This window comes from Clostridium sartagoforme (assembly GCF_004794105.1).
Lineage (GTDB): Bacteria > Bacillota > Clostridia > Clostridiales > Clostridiaceae > Clostridium > Clostridium sartagoforme_B.
This window is the reverse complement of record NZ_SRYR01000001.1, coordinates 294,109-309,853: the sequence shown is the minus strand read 5'-3', so window position 1 is coordinate 309,853 and position 15,745 is coordinate 294,109. Positions and strand designations below refer to the sequence as shown.

General features: G+C 28.5%; 13 protein-coding genes, 1 riboswitch and 1 other annotated feature. Of the genes, 3 read left to right on the top strand and 10 right to left on the bottom strand.

All coding sequences use genetic code 11. The features are described 5' to 3' along the window. Positions 1-223: 223 nt before the first annotated feature. The 6 genes from E5347_RS01310 to licT all read right to left on the bottom strand — a co-directional run bounded on the left by E5347_RS01310 (position 224) and on the right by licT (position 8,838). Positions 224-1,570, bottom strand: a complete 1,347-nt coding sequence (locus E5347_RS01310) for a nucleobase:cation symporter-2 family protein (RefSeq protein WP_136003800.1) — start codon at positions 1,568-1,570, stop codon at positions 224-226. A 100-nt stretch (positions 1,571-1,670) separates the two neighbouring features. Next, positions 1,671-1,772: riboswitch (purine riboswitch) on the bottom strand. A gap of 50 nt (positions 1,773-1,822) precedes the next feature. Continuing rightward, positions 1,823-2,572 carry a YoaK family protein gene (locus tag E5347_RS01305; RefSeq protein ID WP_136003798.1) on the bottom strand — a complete coding sequence of 250 codons (750 nt, stop codon included), beginning with the start codon at positions 2,570-2,572 and terminating at the stop codon, positions 1,823-1,825. Between the two features lie 33 nt (positions 2,573-2,605). Then, positions 2,606-3,976 (bottom strand): MATE family efflux transporter, encoded by a 1,371-nt coding sequence (locus E5347_RS01300; protein ID WP_136003796.1) that lies wholly within the window; start codon positions 3,974-3,976, stop codon positions 2,606-2,608. Between the two features lie 561 nt (positions 3,977-4,537). After that, the gene (locus E5347_RS01295) at positions 4,538-5,962 is read right to left on the bottom strand and encodes a 6-phospho-beta-glucosidase (RefSeq protein ID WP_136003794.1); all 1,425 of its coding nucleotides are present in this window, start codon (positions 5,960-5,962) and stop codon (positions 4,538-4,540) included. Between the two features lie 21 nt (positions 5,963-5,983). After that, the gene (locus E5347_RS01290; protein WP_136003792.1) at positions 5,984-7,885 is read right to left on the bottom strand and encodes a beta-glucoside-specific PTS transporter subunit IIABC; all 1,902 of its coding nucleotides are present in this window, start codon (positions 7,883-7,885) and stop codon (positions 5,984-5,986) included. A gap of 104 nt (positions 7,886-7,989) precedes the next feature. Further along, positions 7,990-8,838 (bottom strand): BglG family transcription antiterminator LicT, encoded by an 849-nt coding sequence (gene licT, locus E5347_RS01285; RefSeq protein WP_136003790.1) that lies wholly within the window; start codon positions 8,836-8,838, stop codon positions 7,990-7,992. A gap of 385 nt (positions 8,839-9,223) precedes the next feature. Here licT and E5347_RS01280 point away from each other — a divergent pair, with 385 nt between their 5' ends. The 3 genes from E5347_RS01280 to E5347_RS01270 all read left to right on the top strand — a co-directional run bounded on the left by E5347_RS01280 (position 9,224) and on the right by E5347_RS01270 (position 11,523). Beyond that, positions 9,224-9,505, top strand: coding sequence for a hypothetical protein (locus E5347_RS01280; protein ID WP_136003788.1), 282 nt, complete (start codon positions 9,224-9,226; stop codon positions 9,503-9,505). Between the two features lie 173 nt (positions 9,506-9,678). Then, positions 9,679-10,719, top strand: coding sequence for a tRNA dihydrouridine(20/20a) synthase DusA (dusA, locus tag E5347_RS01275; protein WP_136003786.1), 1,041 nt, complete (start codon positions 9,679-9,681; stop codon positions 10,717-10,719). A 225-nt stretch (positions 10,720-10,944) separates the two neighbouring features. Next, the gene (locus tag E5347_RS01270; protein ID WP_136003785.1) at positions 10,945-11,523 is read left to right on the top strand and encodes a 5' nucleotidase, NT5C type; all 579 of its coding nucleotides are present in this window, start codon (positions 10,945-10,947) and stop codon (positions 11,521-11,523) included. A gap of 400 nt (positions 11,524-11,923) precedes the next feature. Here E5347_RS01270 and E5347_RS01265 read toward each other — a convergent pair whose 3' ends face one another. The 4 genes from E5347_RS01265 to E5347_RS01250 form a co-directional block, all read right to left on the bottom strand. After that, the gene (locus E5347_RS01265) at positions 11,924-12,343 is read right to left on the bottom strand and encodes a PPC domain-containing DNA-binding protein (protein WP_136003783.1); all 420 of its coding nucleotides are present in this window, start codon (positions 12,341-12,343) and stop codon (positions 11,924-11,926) included. 176 nt (positions 12,344-12,519) lie between these two features. Beyond that, positions 12,520-12,936 (bottom strand): GNAT family N-acetyltransferase, encoded by a 417-nt coding sequence (locus E5347_RS01260; RefSeq protein WP_341472506.1) that lies wholly within the window; start codon positions 12,934-12,936, stop codon positions 12,520-12,522. Positions 12,937-13,526: 590 nt separating this feature from the next. Then, complete coding sequence (gene brnQ, locus E5347_RS01255) at positions 13,527-14,873, bottom strand: branched-chain amino acid transport system II carrier protein (RefSeq protein ID WP_136003779.1); 1,347 nt, start codon at positions 14,871-14,873, stop codon at positions 13,527-13,529. 100 nt (positions 14,874-14,973) lie between these two features. Then, positions 14,974-15,225: a binding site (T-box leader), on the bottom strand. Between the two features lie 50 nt (positions 15,226-15,275). Continuing rightward, on the bottom strand, positions 15,276-15,617 hold the full coding sequence (locus tag E5347_RS01250) for a zinc ribbon domain-containing protein YjdM (protein ID WP_136003776.1): 342 nt from the start codon (positions 15,615-15,617) through the stop codon (positions 15,276-15,278). Positions 15,618-15,745: the final 128 nt, after the last annotated feature.

Here is a 15,745-nt window from a genome sequence, read left to right as displayed (position 1 = left end):
TTATAAAGTAACTGGAATTAATTTACCATAATGTTTTTTATTATTCTACTATGATACCATACTCCGAAAAAAATTTGCTTTTACTCCCAAAAGAAATAGGCTTTATCAAAAACTCTTTTGATAAAGCCTAAAACAAACTTAATTCTGTAATTTAGATCAAATTACTTTCTTATTTATTTTTTTCATTATTAAATCTTCAATTTTTCTATTTATAACAGTAATATTATGCTGTTTTTTCAAGATTTTCTTCTTGCACTAAATCTTCTTTCTCTTCTTTAAGAACGAGGTTTAAAACTAATGCAGTAATAGTACCTGTTGATATACCTGATGTAAATATCATTTTTAATCCTTCAGGTAATTGTGAAATAAATTCTGGTCTGAAAGTTACTCCAAGTCCTAATCCAATAGCTGTTGCAATTATTAATAAATTACGTTCATTTATTTTAACCTTACTTAATGTTTTAATTCCTGCTGCTGCAACTGTACCAAACATAACTATTCCAACCCCACCTAATACTGGTTGAGGAATAATATTTACTATAGCAGCAAGTTTAGGTAAGAATCCTAATAAAACTAATATTATACCAGCCATTACAGCAACATGCTTACTAGCAACCTTAGTTAATGGAATTAATCCAACATTTTGGCTAAAAGTAGTATTTGGTAATGTACCAACAACTCCTCCTAACATAGAACCTACACCATCAGCTAAAACTCCTGCTCCAATACGTTTATCATCCATTTCTACTTCTGAAACTTCTCCAACAGCTTTTAAGCATCCAACAGTTTCAATAGCAGTTACAAAATAAGCTGGAATAAATGCTAAAAGTGCCTTTAAATCAAAAGTAACTCCGTATTCAAATATCTTAGGGAATGATATCCAACTAGCTTCTCTTACTGATGAAAAATCCACTAACCCTAATGGAATACATGCAATATATCCTACTACCATTCCAATTAGGATTGAAGCACTGCTAAGCATTCCTTTACCATATCTATTTAATAGTAAAGTTCCAATTAAAACTAGCATTGCAATAGAAATATTTTTAATACTACCATAATCTGCTGAGCCAGCACCACCTGCAGCCCAATCTATTGAAACTGGAAGTAATGTTAATCCTATTAAACATACAACTGTTCCAGTAACTAATGGTGGAAATAACTTCATTAATGGTTTAATAAAAAAGCTTAAAACCACTTCAAAAACTGCTCCTAATATAGTTGCACCGATTATTCCAGGTAATCCCAAAGTAGAACCAACTGTAATAGAAGGTGAAACAAATGTAAAGTCTGTGCCCATTATACAAGCAACTTTTGAACCAATTTTACCAATTCCCCTAGCTTGGATAATTGTTGCAAGTCCAGCTGCTAAAATTGAAGCACTTATTAATGCAGTACTTGTCTTAGCATCAAAACCTAAAGCACTAGATAAAACTAGTGGTACTACTATAATCCCTCCAAAAGCAGCAAATATATGCTGAATTCCAAATAAAATTTTCTCAGATAAGGATGGATTATCATCTACACCATAAGTAAGTCTAATTCCATCATTTGATTTTAAATTACTCATCTTTTTCCTCCATTTATGTAAAATAAAAAACACCCCGCCATCGAGGTGCTTGTCTTAATCAAAAAAGAAACAGTAATTAAAATTCCATAAATCTGTTACGCAATTAAGTCAAATCCCTCGTAGTCTGCAAATTTACGGTTAGCAGGTAGAAACTTTCGATCCATATTATCGATGATATACGAGCCGTTTTAAAAGTATTATACACGAACGTTAAAATTATTTCAACAAAATTTATTTGCATAAAATATAATTCTATTTTTTAAATCTATGCTCATCAATAGTATAAATTATTTTAGATAATACCAATAGTAAAGAGCATAGCCATATTGATTTTACACCTATAAAAAATGTTAATCCTCCACCAACTGCTGCTCCAATTAAAAAGGCTAAAATTATAAGTGAATATCTTATTGCTCTAGTAAATGCTTCTGTATCTTTTTTTACTATAGCTAAATATGCTGACTGTGATGCAGTTCTTAAGTTCCCAGTACACATAGTAGTACTATAAGGTGAATCTACTAATCTCCTAAAAGAGGAAATTTGAACTGAAGACACAAATGCTATAGTGCTTGTAACAAAAATATCTGGAACGGATTCTGGTATAAATCCAATTATAAATAAAACAGTAGCTTCAATAATTAATATTAACTTTTCTGCTTTATCATACCCATTATATCTTCTACTAGAAAAGTCCCTAATTCCTTCAGTAACTAATACTCCTATTATAAAAAACAATATTTGTATAGCTGCCATTAATGCATTTTTATAATTTCCATTAGTAATTCCTAATGCTAGTAAAACCATATTCCCAGTTTCAGCATTAGCAAATACTCCACCTCTACTTATAAATGTGTATGCATCTAAGAATCCTCCAATTATTGCAAGGATTATTCCAAGTCTTAAAGATTCAGAAGTTATCTTATGACTTGGTACCTTATTCCTAAAAGATTTAATTATTCCTTGCCTATACGCCTCTTCTTCCTTAGTTACAGTTTCATTCATTTAAATGCCCCCTTACTCTAAATATGCTTATATTTAAGCCTCAATTATATTTCTAAGCCATTTCTTTTGCTTATATCTTCTTAATCCTAAAATAAATTTATATACTTCTTCAATTGTTATCATTGCATAAACATAATATATTGGCAATCCAAGTACTATTCCGCCTAAAAATGCAAATGGTATTCCAACACACCATACTCCTGTTATATCTAGTAAAAGGGATGCTTTTGTATCTCCACCACTTCTTAGAACGCCTACTATGTTGATTAAGTTAAACATTCTAAAAGGAAGGTAGCAAACAAATACTGTTAAACATCTAGTAATATCAACTGCTATATTTTCTGGTACTGAGAATAAGTTAATTAATGGCGTCCTTATTAATAAACATACCATTCCCATTACAATAGTTAACATAAATTGAAGTACAAAAAAGCTTTTTGAGTGTCTTTCTGCATCTTTTATTTTATTAGCTCCAAGCTCATTTCCTAATATAACAGCTGTTGCTGCACTTAACCCTTGGAATATAACAACGCAAATCTGCTCAACGTTTTGAGTTATTGTAATAGCTGCTACAGCCTCATCTCCCATTCTTCCATAAACTAATGAATACATAGTTACTCCAAGTCCCCACATAAACTCATTAGCTATAACAGGAGATACTGTTACAAAGTATTTCTTTACAAACTCCTTGTCAAAAGTAACTAATTCTTTAATCTTAGCTGCAGCAGGACCTCTACTAATATATACAACTGCTAAAATAGAAATACATTCAACTAATCTTGCAATTACTGTAGCAATAGCTGCCCCTTGAACCCCAAGTTTTGGAGCTCCAAAATTACCATAAATAAGGGTATAATTTAATACCACATTAACTAAAATAGAAACTACACTAATAAAAACAGGTGCTTTAACTTTGTTAGTAGCTCTTAAAAGAGAAATATAACAATTTGTAATTGCAGTTAATGGATAGCTTAAAGCAACAATTGCTAAATAAGATGCCCCTATTGAAATAGTTCCTTCGCTTGGAGTGAAAATACTCATAACAGTCTTTGGAATAAATAATCCTGCAAGCATAAAAATAAATGCCCCAGATAGTCCAATAATTAATGATATTCCAAGAACTCTTCTAATATTTTTAACATCTCTTTTCCCCCAATATTGGGCTGTTAAAATAGATGAACCACTTACAATTCCAAATAGTAATAATGTAAAAACAAAAAACACCTTATTAGCAAGTCCAACTGCTGCTATAGTGCTTTCCCCTAAAGTTCCTATCATCATAGTATCAACAAGATTTAGAGTTGTATTCAAAAGTGCTTGCACAGCAATAGGAATTCCAATGGCAATTGTCTTTTTTATAAACTTCTTATCTTCAAAAATACTCTTTAAATATGTAGTCTGCATGTAAACCTCCTGCATCATCTGTATTATTTATCCGATGGCTACCATTGCTAACACTCCCACCTTCTATAAGTGGAATCTAAGCACTGCTACGCGCCTGGATTAGTTCCTATAATATTTGGGTTATATTTTTCATTACTCATTGTTCGTCATCACCATTTGTGATCCTACTAACTAGACTCCCAATATATAAGAATAATACTTTTTTATACAATAGTCTATAATAGATTTTTATATGATTTATTTTTCTCAAATGAATATTTACCCTTATTAATCTTTTCAATATCTCTTTTAACTCCTATAATCATTCCTTACACAATGAAATACTCTAATACTATATATAGTTTCAAGTATAATTCTTGGTCATATATTAATTTCAAGCATATATAAGAAATATCCTGTAAGCCTTAAAAATATTACATTATAAATATTAATGAAAAAAGAGCAGATTAACCCATGGTTAACCTACTCTTTTTTTAATATATATTTACTTATCATATAACTTCTAGAACTAAAATAAACTATCTTCTACTATAAACAAAAAATAATTTAGGTTTCTTTTAATTAAAGATCTTCACCATTTGAAGCTATAACTTTCTTATACCAGTCAAAGCTCTTTTTCTTAGTTCTCTTTAAAGTTCCCTTCCCTTCGTTATCTCTATCTACATAGATAAATCCATAACGCTTTTTCATTTCACCAGTTCCAGCACTAACTAAGTCTATACAGCCCCATGTAGTATATCCAAGTAAATCTACTCCATCTAAATCAACTGCATCCTTCATAGCTAATATGTGCTCTTTTAAATACTGAATTCTATAGTCATCTTCTACATAACCATTTTCATCTGGAACATCAACAGCTCCTAAACCATTTTCTACTATAAATAGTGGTTTTTGATATCTATCATATATAGTATTTAATGTAATTCTTAATCCTAATGGATCTATTTGCCATCCCCATTCACTAGCCTTTAAATGTGGATTTTTTAAAGATGCAAATACATTACCTTCTGTTAATTTATTTACTTCTGGATCAGCACTTGCACATCTTGAAGAATAATATGAGAAGGAAATAAAGTCTACTGTATTATTTTTTAATAGTTCCTTATCATCTTCAGTTATATCTATTTTTATACCCTTTCTTTCCATTTCCTTTAATGCATAAGCTGGGTATTTGCCTCTTGATTGAACATCTATAAAGAAATAGTTTTCTCTATTTTTATTCATAGCTTCTAAAACATCTTCTGGTTTACAAGTATATGGATAAGTGTCTCCAGCTGCAAGCATACATCCAACCATCATATCCGGGTCAACTTCATGAGCAATCTTAGTAGCTAAGGCACTTGCTACTAACTCATGGTGAGCTGCTTGGTACTTAACTTGTTCTTTGTTTTCACCATCTTCAAAGCATATACCTGCTCCCATAAAAGGTGCATGAAGTATCATATTAATTTCATTAAATGTTAGCCAATACTTAACTAAACCTTTATATCTATTGAATATAGCATTACATAAGTTTTCATAGAAACCTATCATTTTTCTACTTCTCCAAGCACCATAAGTTTTAATTAAGTGCATTGGACAATCAAAGTGAGTTATTGTAACTAATGGTTCAATTCCATACTTCTTACATTCCTTAAATAACTCTTCATAGTATTTTAATCCTTCTTCATTTGGAGTATCTTCATCTCCTTTTGGGAAAATTCTACTCCAAGCAATTGAACATCTATAAGTTTTAAATCCCATTTCTGCAAATAGCTTAATATCTTCTTTAAAAGTATGATACATATTTATGGCTTCTTTTGCTGGATAGAAATGTTCGTCATCAAAATCAAACATCTTCATTTCCCCGGCAATAATAGGGAATCTATCTTTACCAATAGGAACTACATCTACATTGGCAAGTCCTCTTCCCCCTTCATTATAACCACCTTCGCATTGATTAGCAGCTGTTGCTCCTCCCCATAAAAAATCTTCTCTAAATCCCATATCTTTTCCTCCTCATTAAAACTAAATTAATACAGTTAATAAATCTTCATTTATTCTAATTGATTTCTTTTCAGTTTCTATAAAATCTATATAATCTGATGAATTAGTTACTATTACTGGAGTCTCTAAACTATATCCTTCTTTTTTAATAGCTTCTATATCGAAAGTAACTAACGTATCGCCTGCTTTAACTTTATCTCCTTGTTTTACATAGCTTTCAAAATATTTTCCATCAAGCTGAACTGTATCTAATCCTATATGAATTAGTATTTCCATTCCATTATCTGATATTAATCCTATAGCATGTTTGGTTGGGAATATTGTCATTACTGTTCCATTAAAAGGTGCTACTACTTTGCCTTCCTTTGGATCTATTGCAATTCCTTTACCTAAAGCTTCTTTTGCAAAAGCATCATCTTTAACTTTTGATAAAAGCTTAACTGTTCCTGTTATAGGTGATTTTACTGTTTCTTTACCTACTTTAATATTCTTTTTAGAATTAGATATATTTTCTTCAACTAATACTGACTTATCCTTCCAGAAGAAATAAGTTAATACAAAACCAACTACTGCTGAAACTGCAATACATATAAATGAAGCAAACATTCCACTAGCATCATTATTGGTAGGGTTTATATAATTTACTACTCCGAAGATTCCAAGTCCACCCATAGTATAACCTTTAGCTTGCATAGCTCCCATAACAGCTCCACCCGCTGCTCCACCTATCATTGAATAAATAAAAGGTGTCTTCTTAGGTAAAGTAATACCATAAATAGCTGGTTCTGTAACACCACAAATACCTGAAATTACTGCAGGCATACATAATTCTTTTTCTTTCTTATTTTTTAACTTAAAGAACATAGCAAATACTACAGCTGTTTGTGCAAATGAAGCACCAAACATACCTGTTAAGATAGTATCATATCCAAGAGTTCCTAAATTCACCATAGCTAGAGGTATTAATCCCCAATGTAATCCAAAGATTACTAATAGCTGCCAGAAGAATCCAACTAAGATACCACATACTATTGGTGAGAAATTATATAGTGTGCTAAATCCAACACCTACTAAGTTAGTTGCAATAGAAACTACAGGTCCAATTGCTAAGAATCCTATTGGAAGTGCAATTATTAAAACAAATACTGGTACAAAGAAGTTTTGAATAACTTCAGGAATAAACTTCTTACCTAACTTTTGAAGCTTACTTGCAAACCATACAATAACTATTACAGGTACTACACTACTTGTATAATCTTGTGCTAAAAGAGGTATCCCAAAGAAAGTTGTATATACTGGACTTTCTGCAAAGGTACCCTTAAACAATGTCATTATAGGTTCACCTACTGCTAAAGCTGACTTTTGAATAGCTGGATAGCATAAAGCCGCTCCAATAACCATTCCTACAAAAGGATTAAGCTTGAACTTTTTAGATGCTGTATATCCAATAATCATTGGCATAAAGTAGAATATTGCATCTCCAATAGCATTAAGTAATATATATCCTCCATCTGCTTGAGTGTATAATCCAAGAAAAACTAATAATGCATTTAAGCCCTTTATCATACCAGCTGCACATAAAGCACCTAGGAATGGTTGGAAACAACCACTTATAATATCTATCACTTTATTAAATACTCCACTAGTTGATCCTTCTTCCTCTTTATCAGAAGATATATTAGCTAATTGACATACATCCTCATAAACATAAGGAACATGATTTCCTATAACTACTTGATATTGTCCTGCACTATGCATAACTGTAACAACACCATCCATATTTTTTAAGATATCATCATTTGCCTTACTTTCATCCTTTAGCTTAAATCTTAAACGTGTTATACAGTGAGTTAAGCCATTGATATTTTCTTTTCCACCAACATTTTTAATAATTTCTTTTGCTAAGTTTTCATACTTACTCATTTTAATAATCCTCCATTTTCTTAATTTTGAAATATGAAGGTATAGCCAACTTAATGTCACCATCCATAAGTTAATAAATAATACTTGAAATAAACTACCCCCCTTTACTTTGTGGTTTTATAAACAACTCTTTCTATGTGAATAGTAAGATATAGTTTTTCTTCATCGGATACTGTGTAATCATATTTTTCATTAATAAACTTAGAAATTTTTTCTACACATTCATAAGAACTCTTATATTTATTTTTAATAATTTCAAATAAGTCATCATTATTTTCGTCATTAAAGGTTTTTTCAGTAAATAATCTATCTGCAAAAAACTTTAAATGAGATATAAATCTATAATAATATACTGAATCCTCATTAAAGGTAATCTTAAAATTATATTTAACTATATTTGAAATTTCTTGAATTACTTTTGTTATCTTATATGTCCTCTTTATTTCTTTATCATTACCATCCATTTGCGAATTTACTATGTGTAATGCAATGAATCCTGCTTCATCATCTGGTAATCTTACCTTAAATTCTTCTTCAATCATATCTAAAGCCTTAAGGCCTATAGGATATTCTTCTTTATAAAACCTTTTTATCTCCCAAAGCAAAGCATTTTTAACTTCTACTCCTTCAAGATATCTTTTTACTGCTGTATAAATATGATCTACTAGAGATAAATATATACTTTCATTAAGTTTTTTTCCTAATTGTGTCTTTGCAAGTACAATTATCCTTTCAGCTAATTCAATATACTCCATAGGAATATCTGAAACTAACTCTTGGAACTTATTACTTATGTCTTTATTAGATAGTAAAAATGTTTTATCAACCTTATCTTCTGGTACTTCATCTCCAACTTTCTTCTTAAAAGCTAGACCACAACCCATAACAATTTTTTCTTTATTGCCTTCTTTTACAACAATAGCATTATTATTTAGAATTTTATCTATCCTCATAAGCCCTCCTTACTAAAACTACAATTAGAAGTTAATATATAAGTTGATTATGCAATTTTATGTCCAAAATATTTTACACATGAACTAACTTAATAACATGTAAAAACTTTATTACAACTTATATAATTAAATAAAAAAACCTATTTATATATAAAATAGACCCAACCATCGGTTAGATATTTTACATATAAATAGGTATAGCTTGTACTTAAACAATCACCATCCATTGCTATAATAAAATTATACCAATTCACCAATCCATTGTCAACGATTTCAATTTAATTTTTTAAATATTCTATAATAATATTTATATTCATAATATAGTTACAATTTATCAGTTAAAAGATGTTATAATATTGTTATAACACTGAAAGGAGCAATTAATTTGAAAAATACACTTATTCTTATAGCATCATTTATAATTTTCAGTTTAATTTTTAACGGAATAATAAGATATTTAATTTCTAAAGACAAGCTTAAGTTTAAAATCCCTAAGGAGACAAAAGGAAAAGTTATATGGGTTGTAATTTGTTGTACAATTTACATAATAGGTTATGTCTTAATTGATTTCTTAGGTCTTGGAATTGTTGGCTTTAATATAGCTAGAGGATTCCTACTTGCTATATTAATTTCACTATTAATGATAAGTACTTATAAAAAGAAATAAATTCCAATGTGCTTTTGCAGAATAAAAAACAAAGAATTTTATTTGGGTTGTCTTTAGGACAACCCTTTTTATTTTATTATAATTTACAAAAAAATTTACCTATTATATATTCATATCTTATTATATAATAAAGTGATATTTAAATACTTAAGTATACATAGAAAGGAAATCTAATGGAAAAATATATATCAAATATTGTGACTCCTAAAGTTAGTATTGCCCCTATGGTTGATAAAACTCATAGGCACTTTAGATATTTTGCAAGAATTCTAACTGAAGAAGCTCTTTTATATACAGAAATGGTAACTGCTCAGTCTATAATACATGGAGATATAAATAAAATTCTATATTTTAGGGAAGAAGAAGGTCCAGTTGCTCTTCAAATTGCTACTTCAAATCCAGAAGATGCATATAAAGCTGTAAAGTTAGCTGAAGAATTTAATTATAGCGAAATAAATTTAAACTGCGGTTGTCCCTCTGATAGAGTTTCAGGTAATTTAATGGGGGCAGCCTTGATGTCTTCTAAAAACTTAGTTTATGAAATTTTATCAGCTATGAAGGAAGCAACAAATAAACCAGTTACAATAAAGCATAGAATTGGAATTGATGGCACAGGTATTTTAGAGGATACAAGCGATAAAATAATTATGAAAAGCTATAATGACCTTTTAGACTTTTTAGATACTATATCGAGGGCTAAACCAGACAGATACACAATTCATGCTCGTTCTGCAATTCTTAAAGGATTAAGTCCTAAGGATAATAGAGAAATTCCACCTTTGGACTATAATATGGTTTATAGACTCAAAGATGAGTTTGATTATTTAAACATAGAAATTAATGGTGGTTTTAAAACTATTGAAGATATAAAATCAGCATTAACTAAAGTCGATGGAGTAATGATTGGAAGATCTGCTTATGAAGACTGCTATCTTTTAGCAAACTTTTTCAAACTTTATGATTACTCTAAAGATAAGAAACCTATTTCTAGGGGAGAAGCTATAAAATCATATATTCCTTACATAATTGAAGAACTTGAAAAAGGAAGTAGTGTTCATGCATTAGTTTCACCTTTACATAGCTTATTCCAAGGAGTAAAAGGTAGCAAGAAGTATAAACAACTTTTATCTTCTTCAAATGTAAAAAAAGATACTATAGTAGATATTTTAAATACTGTTTTAGAAGATATGCCTGAAAATATCTTATGGAGATAATTTTATTATCTATAATTTAATAACTTAATAGTTTATTATTAAATTATATAAAATATAACAATTCTTAATAGTATAAGGAAATCTAATTTTTAATGGATTTAGATTTCCTTATATTTATATGTTTTATTATATAACTTTAAAACATTCAACTTTAACTTATCTTTAATAAAAATTTAACTATTAAATTTTACTATAACATTAATCTATAACTTAAGGAGGTAAAAAATGAAAAAACTTAATATAGGTATTGATATTGATGGAACAATAACAGAGCCATACTATTGGTTGGATTGTTGTAATAAACATTTTAAAACTAACATTACTGAAAAAGATATAACTAAATATTCTATTTCTGAAGTAATGGGAGTAAGTGAGGAAAGTTATTTAGAATTTTATGAAAAGTATAAGTATGAAATTCATTCAACTCAAAAGTTACGAGATGATGTAAAACTAATTATAGATAAATTAATGCTATTTTCAAACTTGCACTTTATAACTGCTAGAGAAAAAGACTTAACACTTATTACCCATGAATATTTAAGAAAAAATTTTATTCATTACGACAACTTATTTTTACTTGGAAGTCATTACAAAGTTAATAAAGCGAAAGAATTATCTTGTGATATATTTATAGAAGACAACTATAAAAATGCTATTGAACTTTCAGAAGCTGGTTTTTACGTTCTTCTATTAGATACAAATTATAATAGAGAACCACTAAATAGTAATATTAAAAGAGTTTATAACTGGATAGAAGTTTATAAAAATATTAAAACTTTATTTTTAGAAATGGAAGCAATATAATTTCAATTATTTATACTCTGCTGTAAAAACATAAAAAAGAATCCTAATCTATTCTAGGATTCTTATATAGGGGTAAATATTAAAAATTAATGAGAAAAATGATTTAAAAGTAAACACATTCTAATTAATCAATTGATAATTGTTATCAATTCTTTATATTTATAATACATGCTTATTTTATTTATGTCAATAAGTTTTCTAAATAAATTTTCTAAACTTTCACACTTCTTTTTACACTTTAGTTTTCTTAATAAAAATTGCCACCAATCTCTAAAAGATTAGCGGCTTTTATTACTTCTATAAATTTATTAACTTCTATAAACTATTTACATATTTTATATACTACTTCATAGCCTTGATTAATTTAATATCACCTATTTTCTATGCACCAACCCAACAATTAAAATTCAATCAAGTTAAGTCCTATTTCTTCACTAAACTTTCTTTCTACTTCACCATTTATTTTATTAATTATTATTTCTGAAGTCGCACTTATAACAGCCTTATTTAAATGTCCACCAATACATTTGCCTTCAATATTTGCAAAAGTACCATGTATATGTAAATATACTTCACCATTCATTCTAGATATATTTCCAGTTAAATTTGTTATTTCAAAATCTTCTTCAAAAGTATTAGAATAGTATTTCTTTTCATATACTTTAAAAAGCCCTACAACTACGTGATTAGTTGCCCCAAGACCTGAAATTGAACCTGCTTTAATATCTTCTTTTTCACAAAGCTTCTTAATTGTCTCTATAACTTCCTCGCCTTTTTCTAGCCTTAATACAATTGTTTCATCAAATACCTTATATTCCATATTATCAACTCCATTTTAAAATTACATTTATTTTAATTATATTATCAATTTTACCATAAAAATAATACTTTGAGTAAAATGGTTGTTACTAATATATTATCTCTATCCCTCATAATTCCTTCCTTTAACAAAAGAAAAAAAAACCTCCTAGCTAATCTAAGAAGCTTATATTTATATTAAAAAGCTTTCGCCATTTTTATTACTCTTTCACCTAAAAGGACTCTATCAAAAATCGTATTATAATTCAGTTTTTCATAGAATTTTGATACTTTTTCATTCTTTGCAAGTAAAGATATACCTTCAAAGTCTTCTCTCTTAGCCACTTTCTCTGCATGCATCATAAGTAACTTACCTATTCCAAGTCCTCTTGCACTTTCACTTGTAGCAATATTAGCAATATATAAGTTTCCTCTTCTACACTCTCTAAAAATTAAGTATTTTAAGGAATTTACTACGTAATATAACTTTTCTGAAACTCCTTCAATTTTATTAAACTGCTTTAAATAAGTTTCAATACTTAATTTATCTAACTTATCATAAGGAATTAATATAATTGCACCAACTACTTTACCGTCTAATTCAGCAACAGTTATATAGTCTGTACTATATCTTGATTCTTTCGTTTTTATTAGGGTTTTTAAATTCTCTAAAGTTTCTTCTTTAGATTCTCCCCCTCATACATCTCCAGGGTTTACTTCTGTGAAATAAATTAAATTTGCTATTGCATCTATATCACTATAGTTACCTTTTCTAATATTAACATTTTTATTATTCATAATTTCAACCTCCCATACAGAATTTGCTATCTGTATGTACTAATTATAGGCGAATTTATATACTTTTTCATTGATATTTGTACCCTCTTATAAGTATTATTATGCTATAAGGGTATTATTAATAATTTCAAAAACATTACAAGAATACTAAAAAAGCCATATATAAATAATTTTCATTATTATATATGACTTTTTTATATTATTATATATATTTCAATAAATAATCTACATGTAGAGTCTTGTAAAATTATATATTAAAGATACTTTTACATAAATTATCTAAATTAAAAGCATAATATTTAAATTTATATAAACTATTAAAACAACTAAATATATTAAATATTTTGCTAACAAGTACAATCCACTAAAAAGTTGAACCTATATTACAACTTATATATCAATACGTCTTAATTACTTAATTCTTCTTGGATATTTCTTTTAGCCCTAAAATCTTCTTTGAATAATTTAATTGCTAATCCTATAACTATTCCTAATATAGCTGGAACTATCCAAGCTAGTCCTTCATTGTAAAGTGGGAAGTATGAAATTATCTTTAGTAAACTATCTTTAGCTAATCCCGCTTGTCCCATAGCATCAATTATACTTACTACTCCAGTAAATAATATTGTTAGTCCATAGATGTATTTATTACTTTTAAATACAAAGTCAAACATTGAAAGTACAATTAACATTATTGCAATTGGATAAATAGCATTTAATATAGGAACTGATATACTAAGTATTTTAGTTAGTCCCATATTTGCAACTAACATACTAAAAACAGTTAGTATTCTTACCCAATTCTCATAAGATATTTTACTAGTAAATGTTGAAAAATACTGACTACATGAAGTTATAAGTCCAACTGAAGTAGTTAAGCATGCTAAGGTAAATATTGAAGCCAATAATACTGCCCCAGGTTTACCAAATATGTACATAGTTATATTCGTTAATGTTTGAGCGCCATTTTCCATTAATCCGAATCTACCACCGCTAGTAGCGCCTAAATGTGCTAACATTCCATATATAATAGCAAGTAAAACTCCAGCAATTAAACCTGCTTTTATAGATAATGAAACTACCGCTTTATCATCACTTACTCCTTTTGATCTTATGGCTAGTGCAATAACTATACCAAAGTTTAAAGCTGCTATAGTATCCATTGTTAAGTAACCATCTATAAATCCTTTAAAAAATGATGATACTTCATATCCATTAACAGCTACTCCATATCCCCCTAATGGCTTAATAAATGATCCAATTAGCATAATTAAAATTAAAAAAAGTAAGGCTGGAGTTAAGATTTTCCCCATACGATCTACAAGCTTGCCAGGTGACATTGATAACCAATATGCTATAGCAAAGAAAATAAGTGTATATATAAATAATGCTAGTTTTAATGAAAAGCTTTCAGGTAAGTATGGTGCTACTGCCATTTCAAAAGGTAAACTTCCAGCCCTTGGAATCCCTAATCCTGGACCGATAGATAAATATATTAAAATAGTAAATATTGTTGCAAATATTGGATTAACTCTTTTAGCTAAATTAGTAAGCCCCCCTGATTTAGCTACCGCTATAACACCTAATACTGGAAAACCTACTGCTGTAACAGAGAATCCAAGTAATACTATCCAAGTTTTCTCTCCAGCTGCTTCTCCCATAAAAGGTGGAAATATTAAGTTTCCTGCTCCAAAAAATAGTGAAAAAAGCATAAGTCCAATAAATAATAAATCTTTTTTTGATAAGTTTTTCATATTAATTCCCCCTATTGTATTTTATTAATAATAAAAAACAGAAATAAACTCAACTTAAATATCTAGTCTATTTTTAAGCACAAAAAAACCGTCCCTTAAAACAAGGGACGGAAATATCCGCGTTACCACCCTAATTCTATAAACTTAGTATAAAACTAATTTATAGCACTTAGTTACATATCTATCAATATGCTTATCTTTTAACGGTGAAAGACTCCGTCAATACTTACTAAAATTTCAGCATTGATTCTCAGAGATGATTTTCAATTAATTTTTGAACATTGGCTTTCAGCAAATACCAACTCTCTTTTGAACAAAATAATAATTTACTTTTTCTCTTCATAGAATTTTATTTCCATTATTTACTTATATATTACAACCAAAAAAGAATTTTGTCAAATACTATAATTTTTTAACGAACTCGGATTTTAATTTCATAGCACCAAATCCGTCTATTTTGCAATCAATATTATGATCGCCTTCTACTAAACGTATATTCTTAACTTTAGTTCCTTGCTTTAAATCTGAAGTGGCCCCTTTAACTTTTAGATTCTTAATTATAGTTACAGAATCTCCATCCTTTAATATATTCCCATTTGAATCTTTTACAACTAGTCCTTCTTCTTCAACATTATCTTCAGAAGATAAAGTCCATTCATATCCACATTCTGGACATATTAAAAGACTTCCATCCTCATAAGTATATTCTGAATTACATTTTGGACAATTAGGTAAATTTATCATCTGTTTATTCCTCCATTATCTTAATATTAAAAGTATGAATTAACTCACATTGATTTATACTACCATAGAGATAATAATTTTACAAATATCATAAAAATCTTTACTGATATTTTTATGATATCTTTATT